The 15,537-nt window shown below is 41.2% G+C and carries 9 protein-coding genes; 7 read left to right on the top strand and 2 right to left on the bottom strand.

The annotated features are described in order from the left end of the window. The first annotated feature begins 134 nt into the window (after positions 1-134). The 7 genes from HMPREF0847_RS03730 (at position 135) to HMPREF0847_RS03700 (ending at position 13,361) form a co-directional block, all read left to right on the top strand. Positions 135-7,190, top strand: coding sequence for an SIALI-17 repeat-containing surface protein (locus tag HMPREF0847_RS03730; protein ID WP_020992653.1), 7,056 nt, complete (start codon positions 135-137; stop codon positions 7,188-7,190). Between the two features lie 130 nt (positions 7,191-7,320). Then, positions 7,321-7,902, top strand: coding sequence for a TetR/AcrR family transcriptional regulator (locus HMPREF0847_RS03725; protein ID WP_008808863.1), 582 nt, complete (start codon positions 7,321-7,323; stop codon positions 7,900-7,902). Then, positions 7,895-8,575, top strand: a complete 681-nt coding sequence (locus tag HMPREF0847_RS03720; RefSeq protein ID WP_008808862.1) for an ABC transporter ATP-binding protein — start codon at positions 7,895-7,897, stop codon at positions 8,573-8,575. Before HMPREF0847_RS03725 ends, HMPREF0847_RS03720 begins: the two co-directional genes overlap by 8 nt. Positions 8,576-8,578: 3 nt before the next feature. Then, positions 8,579-9,724 (top strand): FtsX-like permease family protein, encoded by a 1,146-nt coding sequence (locus HMPREF0847_RS03715; RefSeq protein ID WP_008808861.1) that lies wholly within the window; start codon positions 8,579-8,581, stop codon positions 9,722-9,724. Between the two features lie 87 nt (positions 9,725-9,811). Continuing rightward, positions 9,812-10,849, top strand: coding sequence for a M42 family metallopeptidase (locus HMPREF0847_RS03710; RefSeq protein WP_008808860.1), 1,038 nt, complete (start codon positions 9,812-9,814; stop codon positions 10,847-10,849). A gap of 16 nt (positions 10,850-10,865) precedes the next feature. After that, positions 10,866-11,798 carry an alpha/beta fold hydrolase gene (locus HMPREF0847_RS03705; RefSeq protein ID WP_008808859.1) on the top strand — a complete coding sequence of 311 codons (933 nt, stop codon included), beginning with the start codon at positions 10,866-10,868 and terminating at the stop codon, positions 11,796-11,798. A gap of 165 nt (positions 11,799-11,963) precedes the next feature. Next, the gene (locus HMPREF0847_RS03700) at positions 11,964-13,361 is read left to right on the top strand and encodes a polysaccharide deacetylase family protein (RefSeq protein WP_008808858.1); all 1,398 of its coding nucleotides are present in this window, start codon (positions 11,964-11,966) and stop codon (positions 13,359-13,361) included. Between the two features lie 93 nt (positions 13,362-13,454). Here the strand turns inward: HMPREF0847_RS03700 and HMPREF0847_RS03695 are convergent, their stop codons facing one another. Together HMPREF0847_RS03695 and HMPREF0847_RS03690 are read right to left on the bottom strand one after the other, a co-directional pair. Next, positions 13,455-14,546, bottom strand: a complete 1,092-nt coding sequence (locus tag HMPREF0847_RS03695; RefSeq protein ID WP_187364087.1) for a DEAD/DEAH box helicase — start codon at positions 14,544-14,546, stop codon at positions 13,455-13,457. Then, positions 14,536-15,516, bottom strand: a complete 981-nt coding sequence (locus HMPREF0847_RS03690) for a Gfo/Idh/MocA family protein (RefSeq protein ID WP_008808856.1) — start codon at positions 15,514-15,516, stop codon at positions 14,536-14,538. Before HMPREF0847_RS03690 ends, HMPREF0847_RS03695 begins: the two co-directional genes overlap by 11 nt. Positions 15,517-15,537 lie beyond the last annotated feature (21 nt).

Here is a 15,537-nt window from a genome sequence, read left to right as displayed (position 1 = left end):
ATGAATAATTTATTTGATTGAAAAAGAAGGCATTTTCAGTATTCAAAGATATATTTTTGAGCAAAGAAATTGTTTTTTTGAAAAAAATTCAGTAAAATTTTAAGAGATTATTATATTATGAAAAGGGAATTATTATGGAAAAAAGAATCACTGGTGAGAGGTTCCAGCGCTATTCTTTAAGAAAGTTATCAGTAGGATTGGTTTCCGCTACTATCGGAAGCTTCTTTTTTAGTACAGCGATAGCAGGAAATGTAAGTACGATTGAGGCTGCAGAAGTATCAGCTAGGCAAACTATTCCTGTTCAATATCACTACGTAGTAGAGTCTGAACTGACTGGGGCTGAAAAGAATGCGGTCGTTAAGGAGCTTCCAAAATTTGTAGAAGAAAACTCTGACGCTTATTATTTAGTATATCGTCCAAAAAATCAGGGGCTTTTGGGGAATAATCTGCCGAGGACGGGATACTCAAGTCTGTGGGAAGCAACTTTTGCAGTCGCTGGGCTGACTTTAGCAGTCTTAGTAATTGCACGAGGTAGAAATGGTAAGCGATACCTGTCTTCTATTTTGCTGGTGACGGGTCTAGGCTCTATTCTCTCAGCTCCTTCTGTGTTTGCAGTGACCAATATTGAATTGGCAGCTTACAATCAAAGGCTGAATTTGACAGTGGGAGATAAGCTGCCTGAGCCTTTAGAGATAAACGGTTTTGAATATGTCGGATATCTAAAAAGTGAAGGACAGGATAAGGTGAATGGAGAAAGAAATTACCAGATTCCTACGACTCAAAAGGGCTTGTCATCTGTTGAAGTCAATAAGCAGGTGGGTAAATCTGTGAGTTTTTCTGAGAATACAAGTACTCCCAATAAGCCAGTATCTACTGAAACAGAGAAACTGACAGAGCAAGAAAAAGCCGTTGCTGTCAAGGAGCGCGAGTCTGATCGACGTTTTCCAGTCACTGAATTACCTGAATTGCAACTCAAGAGCCAAGACAGCACCCAAACCCAAGTTCTGCCTTATCAAACTGAGTACCAATATTCAAATGAGCTCGCAGAAGGGCAATCTCAGGTCATTCGCGCAGGTGTCGCAGGTACACGTACTGTCATCACACGAAATTATATTGCTGGTAAAGAAATTGTAAAAAGTGAAGTGGTTTCAGACCAGGTTACTGTTACGCCTATTTCGGAAATTATTTTAGTTGGAACAGCTACAGTCAAATCTGTTCCGAAAGAAACTCCTGTCCAAGAAGTTCCTGAGTTGACCAACTACGGTACAACCCCTGAAACAGCACCAGTGCATGAAGTTCCTGAGCTGACCAACTATGGTACAACTCCTGAAACAGCACCTGTCCAAGAAGTTTCTGAGCTGACCAACTACGGTACAACCCCTGAAACAGCACCAGTGCATGAAGTTCCTGAGCTGACCAATTATGGTACAAGTCCTGAAACAGCGCCAGTGCATGAAGTTCCCGAACTGACAGAATATGGCACCAGTCCCGAGACAGCCCCAATTCACGAGACTCCAGAACTGACGGAATATGGCACAGCACCAGATACAGCACCAGTGCATGAAGTTCCCGAGTTGACCAATTATGGTACAACCCCCGAAACAGCACCGGTCCAAGAAGTTCCTGAGTTAACCAACTATGGTACAACCCCTGAAACAGCACCGGTGCATGAAGTTCCTGAGTTGACCAACTATGGTACAACACCAGAAACAGCACCAGTGCATGAAGTTCCTGAAGTTACAGAATATGGAACTAGTCCCGAGACAGCTCTTATTCATGAGAACTCTGAGTTGGAATTGACTACAAATGACGAGGTTAGAATAGAAAAGATTGATTTTTCTATTGAGGAGCAGTATACAGATGAGATTCCAGAGGGGAGACGTCAAATCGTAACTCCGGGAGTCCAAGGTGAGCGTACGATTAAGACTCGTGTCTACAGTTCTAACGGTCAAGAGGTTGATCGCCAAGAGTTGTCTAACGAGGAAACCCTAGCTCCCGTAACTCAAATCGTCAAAGTCGGCACAGCTAAGCCAAGCATGGTACCGAACGATGCACCGAAATCAGAAGCTTTACCAGAGTATCCGTTGACTTATACTGACGAAATTCGCGTTGAGAAGGTTGCGTTCAACACCGAGGAGCAATATACTGATGAATTGGTTCGAGATGCTCGTCAAATCGCAACTCCGGGTGTCCAAGGTGAACGGACGATTAAGACTCGTATCTACAGTTCTAACGGTCGGGAAATCGACCGCCAAGAGTTGTCTAACGAGGAAACCTTGGCTCCAGTAGCGCAAATCGTCAAAGTCGGCACGGCTAAGCCGAACATGGTACCAAACGATGCGCCGAAAGCAGAAGCTTTACCAGAGTATCCGTTGACTTATACTGACGAAATTCGCGTTGAGAAGGTTGCGTTCAACACCGAGGAGCAATATACTGATGAATTGGTCCGAGATGCTCGTCAAATCGCAACTCCGGGAGTCCAAGGTGAACGAACCATCAAGACTTGTATCTACAGTTCTAACGGTCAAGTGGTTGACCGCCAAGAACTATCTAACGAAGAAACCTTAGCTCCGGTAACGCAAATCGTCAAAGTTGGTACAGCTAAGCCAACCATGGTGCCAAATGAAGCACCAAAAGCAGAAGCTTTAGAAGAGTTCGATTTAATTCCACTGCATAATCTATTAGCAGAAGCGAATCAGATCAAAGCTCAGGCACTTTATTTTAACGATAGTCAGAGTCATCAATCTAACTACGATACTGCCTTGATGGCAGGTCAAGCTATTTTGAGCCAATCCCAAGCCAGTCAAGCAGAAGTTGACCAACTGGTGGAACAAATCAATCAAGCAAAGGCTCAATTAAGCGGTCTTGAGGTTGTCAAAACGGATCTTCAAAATGAGTACGATTTAAATCCAAGAATTAAAACTTCTGTTAAATATAAGAATGCGGATTCAGATAAGCAGACAGCTTATACTGACGAATTGTCCAAGGCAGAAAGTGTTCTGAACAATCAAACTGCCACTCAAGTGCAGGTCAATCAAGCATTTGCTAGCCTGACAGCAGCCAAAGAAGCTCTAAATGGAGTGCCTAAAGTCAAGCCGACAGTTTCTATTCTAAGTTTGACAGAAAATGCAGATGACAAGTCGGTTACAGTCCAATATAGACTGGAAGACCAGACCCAGTCCTTCCGTTCAGCGACTGCTGAATTGTATCAGGGAGATCAGCTTGTCCGCACTCTTCCGATTACCAATTTCGCAGGAAGTCTGAAGATTGGAGATTTAGACTACTACACAGGCTATACCCTGAAAACCAAGCTGACTTATGAATTGGATAATGGCAGCTTCACTGAGCTTGAAACAGACAGTCGTAACTTTGAGCTAGAATACAAGAAGATTGCCTTCCTAGATATTGATTCAGCAGAGTTTTACAGAAAAGAAAACGACCAGTTTAAGCGCGTCGTGTCCATGAGCTCTATGCCTACAGATCTGTCTACCTACTTTGTCAAAGTCAAATCAAGTGAATCTAAGGAAATGCTCCTGCCGGTTCATAGCATAGCGGAAGACCAGAAGGATGGCAGGGATGTCTATAAGGTGACCGTTTCTCTGCCTGAGCTGGTCCAAGAAGGTGAGACAGGCTATAAGTCTGGCTATGACTTCTATATCAGTAAGGCAGCTGTTCCTAGTCAGCAAAATGTCTACACTAGCTTTGCTGGTTTGGTAGACGCTATGAAGCAAAATATGGCTGGCAACTATGTTCTGGGAGCAGATTTGGATGCTAGCGAAGTTAGTCTTGCTCCTGCGGATTATGTCTACCTCAAAGGGAACTTCACAGGCAGTCTGACTGGTAGTCATGATGGCAAGCAGTACGCTATTTATAATCTAGCCAAGCCTTTATTTGAAAACCTCAAGAGTGGTTCCTCTATTTCTAATCTGGACCTGAAAGAGGTCAATATTGTAGGTACCTATGACTCAGCTGCACTAGCTCGTAGTGCTGAAAATGCTCAAATCACAGACCTCTCTGTCCAAGGTAGAGTATCAGTTGTAGGAAACGCTTCTAATGTAGCGGGTCTAGTAGTGAGTGCGACAAACACCCAAATTACCAATAGCTCCTTTACTGGAACTATCGTGTCAAATGATAAGCAGGGCAAAGAATACAATGTCGGTGGTTTGGTTGCCAATCTTAAGGGAGGAAACTCCTTGATTAGCCAAAGCAGGGCAGATGTGACTATTCTAGCTGGCGCTAGAGCCAACAACCAACGCTTCGGCGGTCTGGTTGGCCGTTTAGAAAACAATGCTCGCATTAGCCGTTCTTATGTAACTGGAAAGATCCAAAATTCTTCTAAAAACGGTCAGATTGGTGGGGTAGTAGGTTCCAATTACTTCAATGGCTTGATTGATAATGTCATCAGCAATGTCAGTGGTACAAATGTTTACAGTATTTCTGGCGATCAAGGATATGAGAATAACCGTATCACAGAAGCTTATGCCGTTGAAGGAAATAAAACTCTGGAAAATGACAAGTTTGTTACATCAACACTGACTCTGAACGAGGCAGAAGAGAAGCTGGCTGACCTAGACATTACGACCACGCTAGAAGACACGAATCTCAATATTTATTCTGTCAACTATGCTCAGGAAAAGAATGCCCGAGAAGACCGTCTAATAGCTTATGCTAACATGGAAAAACTCCTTCCATTCTACAATAAGGAGACCATTGTTGCCTATGGAAATAAACTTCCAGATAATCACAAGCTCAATACGGAGTACTTGCTGGATGTTGTTCCGATGAAGGGCGACCAGATTATCACTGATATCAATAGCAACAAGACCGGAATTAACCGTCTGATGCTGCACTTTGAGGATAATACGGTTGACTACCTGGATCTGACCTATAAGGGAGATTTCAAATATAAGGCCATTTCAGAGTACAGTGTAAATGGCTTAGACCTCCTTTATACACCAGAAGCCTTCCTATCAGACTATAGCAGGGTTCTCAATCAAGTGCTACCGGAGTTGAATAAGGTTGTACTTGACTCACCAACTATGCGAACTGTTTTAGGCGTGAATACTGATACTTCTCTGGATGATCTCTATCTGGATACAGCCTTTGACCAAGTCAAGACCAAGCTGTCAGAAGAGTTGCGCAAAGTTCTGGCTATGGACAAGTCCATCAATACTGAAGGCAATGTCGTGGCTGACTATGTAGCCCAGAAGATTACAGACAATAAGGAAGCCTTCCTGCTGGGTCTGACCTATCTCAACCGTTGGTATAATATCAACTATGACAATATCAATGTCAAGGATTTGTCAGCCTATAAGTTTGACTTCTTTGGAAACAATAATGCTTCAACGCTGGATACCATTATTTCACTAGGTCAGTCTGGCTTTAATAATCTTAAAGCCAAGAACAACTATATGGCTTATGATACCTCGCTTTCTGAAGCAACTGGTAAACAAGGACTCTTCAATTATCTTGAAGGCTACCGTCAGCTCTTCCTTCCGGAAAAGAGCAATAATGAATGGCTCAAGACCAATACAAAAGCCTACATCGTTGAGGCTAAGTCCGATGTAGCAGAAGCGAGACAGCTTCAGGATGCAGCCGAGGGCAAGAGCAAGTACTCTGTTGGCGTTTATGATAAGATTACTGCAGATAATTGGGAACACAAGGGCATGCTACTGCCGCTCTTGACCATGACTGAGAAGGGCGTCTATGCTATCTCCAATATGTCCACCATCTCCATGGGAGCTTATGATCGCTATCGCCTTGATGCCAATGGCAGGGTTCGGACAGATGCAGAGCTAGCTGAATATGTCGAAGACCGAGTGAGAAAAACAGCTGAATACCAGCGCGATCACTATGACTTCTGGTATAAGATTCTAAGCGATGAAAGCAAGGACAAGCTCTTCCGTTCTGTTCTGGTTTATGATGGATTCTCATTGGTTGACAAGGATGGTAAAAGATATTGGGCTCCAGCTAATGACAAAAAATCACTGGCTATGCAGGAGTTCTTCGGACCAGCTGGTAAGTGGTACCCAAGCAAGGGCTACAATGCCTATGCTACAGGAAGTGTAACCCACTTTGATGCTGCTCGCTTGTTAGAAGACTATGGAAACTCTGTCTATACGCATGAGATGACCCATAATTCTGACGGTGGTATCTACTTTGAAGGTTATGGTCGTCGTGAGGGCTTGGGTGCGGAACTCTATGCTCGTGGACTCTTGCAGTCTACTCCAAGTGCAGATGAAGCTACCATTACTCTCAATACCCTCTTCAAGGTGGGCAAAGACTCTAAGACACGTCTACACGCATATAACTTCAAGGGACGCGTTCAAAATGCAGAAGACCTGCAGCACTATGTTCATGGTATGTTTGACATGATCTACACCCTAGATTATCTAGAAGGTAGCTCTATGCTTAAGCAGAGCGATGATGCTAAACTTCAGTGGTTCAGAAAGATGGAGAATTACTATATTACAGATAAGTATGGTAAGGAGACTCATGCTGGTAACCAGACGCGAAGCTTTACTGCTGAAGAAATCAAGCAGCTGAAGACCTTTAACTCTTTGATTGAAAATGATGTGATCACTCGTCGGGAGAACAAGGATAGTGGGAAATACGGTCGAAATGGCTATCTCAGTCTCAGCCTCTTCTCACCAATCTACTCAGCCTTGAGCAATCCAAATGGAGCGCCGGGTGATGTCATGTTCCGTCGCACAGCTTATGAGTTACTGGCAGCCAAGGGTTACCATGAAGGATTTATCCCTTATGTTTCTGGTAAGTACTCTAAGGAAGCCTTTGATGAAGGTAAAAAAACGTGGGACGGATGGTCCGGAAGAGATGTTGGTTTAGTGACTGACCAGAAAGTCTTGGAGAATGTATTCAAGGGTGAATATGACTCCTGGGTAGCCTTCAAGAAAGCTATGTACCAAGAGCGGATTGATCAGCTGACCAGGCTTAAACCAATCACCATTGAGTACGAGCTTAAAAATCCAAACAGTACCAAGAAAGTAACCATTCGCTCTTATGAAGAGATGCAGAAGTTGATGGACGCAGCCGTAGCAGAGGATGTGCGCAACATTACCAATGCTACCAATCGTGTCGAAGCTAGCTGGGTCAACCTGCTCAAGAAGAAGATATATAATGCTTATCTTCGTGAGACAGATGACTTCAGACAGTCAATCTTTAATAAGTAAGCATTTTAATACTAGCTAAGGAAACTTAGCTAGTATTTTTTTACTTTTTCCTTGATTTTTGAATTAGGATATGGTTAAATCTTTTAAAGAAACAATTGTTGCGCAACAATTGTATCGGAAAGGAATATCAATGCCTCCAAAAAATAAATTCACCAAAGAAGAAATCATTGAAGCTTGTCTAGATCTTGTTCGAGAAGAGGGGAAGTCGGCTGTCACAGCACGCGCTGTTGCTTCAAGACTGAAGTCTTCGCCTAAGGTCATTTTTGGTCTATTTGATAGCATGGAAGAGCTTGACAAGGCCATTGTTATTGCTGCTGAGGAAACCTTTGTCAGACAAGTTGAAGTTGCTTTGCAGGAAGAAAAAGCCTTTCGAGCTGTAGGAATTGCTTATATCCGTTTTGCTGCTGAGGATGCCCAGCTTTTCCAACTGATCTTTATGAATGAGCCTGAACGTGCAATTCATCAGTTTTCTGAATTTTTACCAATCAAAGATTACAGTTATGAAAAAATGATTTTGTCCATTCAAGAGGAATATGGACTTTCAAGACAGTTATCAGAGCAACTTTATCAGCATCTATTTATTTATTCACATGGAATTGCCAGTATGACTGCTGCAGGAATCTATCGTTTTTCACCATCAGAACTAACAGCCATGATGACACAAGTTTTCACAGCACTTATAAAGGAATTATTAGGAGGAAATCATGATTGAACTAAAGGGAGTAAGAAAGTCCTACGGAGCCAATGAGGTTTTAAAAGGTATCGATTTACGGATAGAAGAGCAAGATTATCTAGTGATTTTGGGAGCTTCTGGATCAGGTAAGTCGACCTTGCTAAATATTCTTTCTGGCTTGGAAAAACCTGATCAGGGTGAAGTATTATATGATGGGGCAAATATTGCGTCTTTGAGTGAAAGTCAACTGACCAAATTCCGTAAAGATCAGGTCGCTTTTATTTTCCAGCAATATTATTTATTACAAGAGTTGACGGTGGAGCAGAACGTTAAAATGGGAGCCCATCTTGCAAAGAATCAGGATTACCTTCCAATCATCGAGGCCATGGGTTTAAAAGAAAAACTCCATCAATACCCTAGTGAACTATCGGGTGGAGAGCAACAACGCGTAGCGATTGCTAGAGCCTTGGCCAAGAAGCCAAAGGTACTTTTCCTTGATGAGCCTACAGGAGCTCTTGATGAGGCGACAGGCCGCCAGATTCTCTCCTACATTGCACAAATGAAAAAAGAGCTTGGATTTACCCTAGTGATGGTTACTCATAATGAGCATATTGCCAAGCTGGCAAATACTGTGGTGAGGGTGAATAGTGGACAAATTCAGGACATCGTGGTTAATGAAAAGCTAAAGAGCGTGGAAGAGATTGGGTGGTAGATTATGGTAATCAGTATCAAAGATTTACGGAATTTATCTGTTGTCTCCATTATCAGCTTTTGTGCAGTTTTGGTCTCGACTTTATTTATCAATTTTTACTTTGATCTTCAATCTATTGAGGTTGAGACATTATCTCTACCAGCCAAGGCCTATTATGATGCACAAGTTCTCATTGCTAAATTTGTCTCCTTAGTAAGTGGAGGAGTGCTTTCTCTTCTAGCTGTTCTTCTCTTATTCTTTTATATCAAGCAGTTTATTGATGATCATAAGGAAGAGCTAGGAATACTTAAAGCTCTGGGCTATCAAAATGTTGAATTAGCCAAGCATTTCTGGATTTTTAGTTGTTCAGTTTTTCTAGGAGCCTTGCTTGGGTTTGCTTCTTCATTCTTCTTTATGAAGGACTTTTATGATTTGCGCAATCAAAAAGATCTCTTGCCCACTATTGAAATTCATTTTCATTGGCAATTGTTCCTCGCTATGGTCATCTTGCCGACTTTTCTATTTGCCTTCTTAGGAATTGGCTATGCTTTGATAAAATTGAAGCAGCCAAGCCTTTATTTGCTGAAGAGATTAGAGTTGGCACAAGTAAAGCAAAAACATCGCACGACTAAAGCAAATAAACCTTTTTTGAAAGAGTTGGGGGCTGTTCATTTTTATAAAAGGAAATTATTGATTTTCTTTGTCGTCTTTGCAGCATTTTCTTTTGCAGCCATGATGCAGCTTTCCCTAGGAATGAAAGACTTTATAGATGGTACCATTCAAGTTATGATGATGGGAATAGGCATTCTTTTGTCACTTTCGATTTTGCTCCTTTGTCTAGGAACTGTCGTCCAAGAAAACAAAGCCAGTTTGGCTTTTATGAAGGCTTTTGGCTATAGCAAAAAAGAATGTAGTCTCGTTATTTTTGCTCGTTATCGAGTGGTTGCTTACCTTGGTTTTGTCTTAGGGACGGTATATCAGTATGCCCTGATGAAGATACTACTCAAAGTCATTGTAAAGAATGTTCAGGGTGTGCCCGATTATTCATTTGATGTTCAGCTTTGCTTAATCGCCTTCTTAGTCTTTGTAATCTTATATGAATTGCTCCTTGCCTACTATGTCAAAACTATTGAAGGCTTGACCTTAAAAGAAGTCATGCTAGCTGAATAATATAAATAATCTAGCTTTTACACTGATAAACCCATCTGTAAAAGCTATTTTTGTGCTATAATGATAAAAAAATATGAGGAGATTAAAATGAATCAAACTGTTCAATATTTACAAGAATTAACGGCGATTCCTTCCCCAACAGGCTTCACAGCCGAGGTGGCTGACTATCTGGTAAAAACTTTGGAAGGATTAGGATATGAGCCTGTACGGACTAATAAAGGTGGCGTCCATGTTGTGGTTAAGGGAGAAAATGATTCCCAGCATCGGGTAGTGACTGCTCATGTGGATACACTGGGGGCTATTGTTCGGGCTATTAAGTCTGATGGTCGTCTTAAGCTGGATCGGATTGGCGGTTTCCCTTGGAACATGATTGAAGGAGAAAACTGTCTGGTTCATGTGGCAAGTAGCGGTAAGACTATCAGTGGGACTATTTTGGTCCACCAGACTTCTTGTCATGTCTACAAGGATGCTGGGACGGTTGAGCGTACTCAGGACAATATGGAAGTTCGTTTGGATGAACAGGTGACAAGTGAGAAAGAAACACGTGATTTAGGAATTGAAGTTGGCGATTTTATTTCTTTTGATCCTCGTACCACAGTTACCGAGTCAGGCTTTATAAAGTCTCGCTTTCTAGATGACAAGGTCAGCGCAGCTATTTTGCTCAATCTTTTGCGCATTTATAAAGAGGAAAATGTTCAGCTACCAGTGACGACTCATTTTGCTTTCAGTGTCTTTGAGGAAGTTGGTCACGGGGCTAATTCCAGCCTTCCTGAGCAAGCGGTGGAATATCTGGCTGTTGATATGGGCGCTATGGGTGACGACCAGCAGACAGATGAGTATACGGTTTCCATTTGTGTCAAGGATGCTTCAGGCCCTTATCACTATGAATTTCGCCAGCATTTGGTAAATTTAGCCAAGGAGCAGGACATCCCTTACAAACTGGACATCTATCCATTTTACGGGTCAGACGCCTCTGCAGCCATGAGTGCGGGAGCAGAAGTCAAGCATGCCCTGCTAGGTGCAGGTATCGAATCCAGCCACTCTTATGAGCGTACGCATATCGATTCAGTCGTCGCGACAGAGCGCATGGTCGATGCTTATTTGAAAAGCGAGTTAGTAAGATAGGCAAAAGCGGAGTCCTATGCTAAAGTTTCTAAAATATTTTTCAAGCTTACTTCTGTTTATTCTAGTTCTTGCGTTTTTATACCATCAATATAGTCTGAACAAAGAAAAAAAGTTCCTCACCTCTAGTATCGGTCAGCGAGTAGAGGTAGACGGAAAGCAAATGAATGTCTATGTGGCTGGAAATGGACCGAAAACCCTGGTCTTTCTCTCGGGTAGTGGGACAAGTTCACCTATCCTTGATTTTAAATCCCTGTATTCCAAACTTGTCAAGGACTATCGAGTAGTTGTGGTAGAGAAGTTTGGATATGGCTTTAGCGATGACTGGTCTAAACATCGTGATTTGGATACTATTCTAAGTCAAACAAGGAAAGCTTTACAGAAGGCTGATGTCAAAGGGCCATATGTTCTCCTTCCTCATTCTATGTCGGGATTAGAAGCCATGCATTGGTCTGCTTCCTATGCTAAGGAAGTTGAAGCGATTATTGGGTTAGATATGTCCCTTCCTCAAGCATACGATAATTATAGACCCAATCAGCTTCTATACAAGACTTTGCATTTTGCTGCTAACTTGGGTCTGAGTCGATGGCTTTATTCTGCAGATAAAGAGGTTCATTCCCTGTCTAATGGTTCTTTAAATCTTAAGGAAAGGTCGATTTATAAAGCTTTATTCTATCGACGCCCCTTATCTAATGCCATAATAAAGGAGGCAGAAGAAGTAAAAAAGAATGCAAAACTTGTAAAACAAGACAAAGTCCCTGCCATTCCTTATTTACTATTTGTTTCCAATGGCCAAGGGACAGGTTTTGCTAAAGAGGAGTGGCAAGATATGTCAAAAGACTTTGCTAAAGATCATAAAAATGTTCAGCTGAAAATTTTTGATGTTCCTCACTATATTCATAGTTATATCCCTGATGAGCTTGCCAAGGAAATAAGAAAATTTTTGAAGTAAGTTCTGGAAAGGATATCTAGGAGATTTAATAAAAAACAGCAGATTAAACAAACTGCTGTTTTTCTAATATTTATTTTTTAAAAAAATTTTAATATAAATTTGTAGCTTGATGGGTTATAATAGATAATACACTCTAGGAATGAGATACAGAGATAGGATAGGTTTATGAGAAAACATAATAAAAAAAGAATTAATATAAAGAAACTGCTTTTCTTTAGCTTGCTTAGTTTTACAGTGGTTCTTGCCCTCTTTTTTGGAGTTAAGAGAATTTACTCATATTTTCAAGATAAGGAATACCAGGAGAAGATTGAAGCCTTAATTTCCAAGGAAGAGAAAAAATACGCATCAAATACTGAGAAGAAGAGTAGACAAGAGGGGAGCCACTATATTGAAACTTTCTATCCATTGAGAGATGGTCAAGTCAATACGACTGTCAAAGAAATGATGGATGCTGACAGTCAAACCATCAAGAATGACCATAAAAAAGATAGGAAGATTGATCAATTGACTTTCTATTATTCAGAAGAAAAAGATACCAGTCTAACTGATGTAAAAGAAGTTTTGGTCCATCGAAAGGACTATCAAACTAAAAACAGGAAAATTAGTCCTGCTGAAACTCGCCAAATAGCTTGGAACTATCTAGGTTCAGATGGCAATCGTTTCACCTTAGATAAGGTCTTTCAGGATGCAGAAGTTGCAAAAGAAGTCCTCCTAAGTGAAATCTCTAGCCAACTCACCTTTAGACAGATAGATGAGACGGCTCAGACAGAAGTTCTTAACAGTTTGTCCGCGAGTGACTTAAGCCAGTGGAATTTCCGGTATGAGAATAGTCATTTTTCTATTAGCTTACCTAGGGAAATTCAAGGCTTGACTAGTATAGATGTCCCTTTATCCAGCCTTTATAATCAAATCAACCCTTCTTTTCTTAAAGGAGCAGACTTGGAAGCATATCAGAACTATGAATCTAAAAGACATGAAAAAATGGTTGCTCTGACTTTTGATGATGGACCGGATGCTAAAACAACACCACAAGCGTTGGATATCCTAAAGAAATACGGTGTTAAGGCTACTTTCTTTATGCTAGGTCAAAATGTAGTAAGCAATCCAGACATTGTCAAGAGAGTAAAAAATGAAGGTCATCAAATTGGAATACATACATGGGATCATCCAGTTTTAACCAAACTTCCTATGGAAACAGTCAAGAAAGAAATTTTTGATACTCAGACGGCTATATATAACGTTGTAGGGATTAAGCCAACGATTACGCGACCACCTTATGGAGCTATTAATTCTACGATTCAAAATGCGATTGACCAATCCTTCATCATGTGGAATGTGGATAGTCTAGATTGGAAGACACGGAATACTAAAGCCATTATGCAGGAGGTTGCCAAGACCCAACCAGGCTCTATCATCCTCATGCACGATATACATCAGACCAGTATTGATGCTCTCCCTAGTGTCATCCAGTATCTGCAAAATAATGGCTACACTCTAGTGACAGTCGATGAGTTGCTAGAGGGTCAGTTAGAGCCACATCGTATCTATTATGGTAGAGACTAAGACAGTTCTTGGGGTTAGATTTTTGAAATCATTGTTGGTAATGAGTAAAAGCAAAAAGCTTTGGAAACATTAGATTTCCAAAGCTTTTTTAGCTTAACTCGTTACATAAAGTTCTTGATTTTTTAGTACAATTTCGCGAACAGAAGCATATTTTTTTAATGTCTTCAGCTCTTCTGGATGGCTGATGAGAGTGATGACATTGCCTTCTTTGCCCATACGGCCGGTTCGGCCAGAACGATGGGTATAGGTTTCTAAATCGCGCGGAAGTTCATAGTTGACGACGCATTCTAGGGAGTCAATATCAATGCCACGAGCAACCAAGTCAGTGGCCAGCAAGAGAGTAATCTGGTGTTCTTTGAACTTATCTAGAATAACCTTGCGGAACTTAACATTGATATCGCTGGCAAGTGAAACAGCATTGGCTTCTCGATACTGGAGTTTTTCTTCGGCACTGCCCAGGTCTGACAGAGCGTTGAAGAAAACCAACCCACGAAATTCTTCTACATTAGACAGTTTGCGTAGCAACTCTACTTTGTCACGTTTTTCAACTTGTATGTAAAAATGCTGGATATTGTCCAAGACTTGATTATCAATGCTGATTTTTAGGGTGTCTTTAGCAATCTTATCGTGGTCGAACTTAGCGGTGGCGCTCATATATACCAGCTGGTGGTCACGAGGTGCATAGCGAACGATTTTATCAACAAAATGATACTGAGAATCGCTGAGCAGTTGGTCAAATTCATCTAAGACGATTGTATCAATATTCATCATCTTAATTTTTTTCAGCTTGACCAATTCAAAAATTCGACCGGGAGTGCCAATGATAATTTCAGGTCCTTTTTTTAGACGTTCAATCTGGCGTTTTTGACTGGATCCGGAAATGAATAGCTGAGTGTTCAAACCAAGTGAGTCTGCCCAGCTTTTGCAAACTTCAAAGATTTGTCCAGCTAACTCAGTATTAGGAGCTAAAATCAAGAGCTGTTGAGCTTTTTTTGGTGTTAGCTTAAGTAGACAGGGAAAGAGATAGGCTAGAGTTTTGCCAGTTCCCGTTGGACTGATCCCTAAAACAGATTTTCCTGATGAAATCGGCTCAAATATCTCTTCCTGTATACTTGTAAGCTCTGAAAATCCTAAGTCTTCTAACTTGTCTTGCCAAGAGTTAGGAAAATATTTTTTAATCATAATCAACCTCAAATCTAATGCCAGCATCCTTACGCATGGTCCACAATGTTTGGTGAACGGCAGATGCTGCTTTTAGCCATTCCTCATAAGCTGTTCGATCTTTTCTTAGTAATACTGTTGCAAAGGCTTTAGCTTCCTCCTGCATGGTATGAGAAGCTTGCTGGATGAGAAGAAGGGTTTCTTGTCCATCTAGTCCTTGGAAAATAGCAGAACTGATAAATTCAATACTGTCTAAAGTCAGAGTTCCCTGATCCGTGTAGATTTCTGCGGGTAGATTGCTATTGATATTTTTTCCAGCCTGAATCCCGACTTGGAAATCAGGGTATATCAAAGCTCCCACTCCATTTAAGTCAATGGTATTAGGTAATTGTTGAGCACTGTATCGGGCAGATTGAGGGGAACCAAAGAGCCTAATAGCAGCGTAGACGGGATAGACACCTAGGTCCATCAAAGCTCCACCAGAAAACTTAGCAGAAAAGACATTAGGCTCTTTACCTGAAAGTAGTGCCTGCATCTTAGAAGAATATTTGGCATAGGTGAAGTGGGCTCCCCAGACAGTCTTGTCCTTGAGGAAGCCTTGAATAGTAGAGAAGGCTTTTTCATGATAGTTACGGGCAGCTTCAAAAATATAAACTTCTTTTTTCTTAGAAAGGGCTACTAGTTCTTGCCATTCTTCCGGTAGCGACACAGCTGGTTTTTCAATAATCGCGTGTTTACCTGCTAAAATAACTTGTTTAGCCTGCTCAAAGTGTAAGGAATTTGGACTTGCAATATAGACTACATCGAGCGAACTTTTTAAAAAATCTGTCAAATCACTAAAAAGTTCTACATTTTGATAATCTTGGGCAAAGGCTTGAGCAGAAGTTAAGCTCCGCGAATATACAGCCTGTAACTCATAATGGCCACTGAGTTTAGCAGCCTTGATAAACTCATGGGAAATCTGTCCTGTTCCAATAATACCTAATTTTAACATGCTTCCCTCCTTTAAAAATCT

It is taken from the genome of Streptococcus sp. 2_1_36FAA (genome assembly GCF_000161955.2).
GTDB classification, from domain to species: Bacteria; Bacillota; Bacilli; order Lactobacillales; family Streptococcaceae; genus Streptococcus; species Streptococcus gordonii.
The sequence above is the reverse complement of the archived record's forward strand: the minus strand, read 5'-3'. Positions and strand labels throughout refer to the sequence as shown.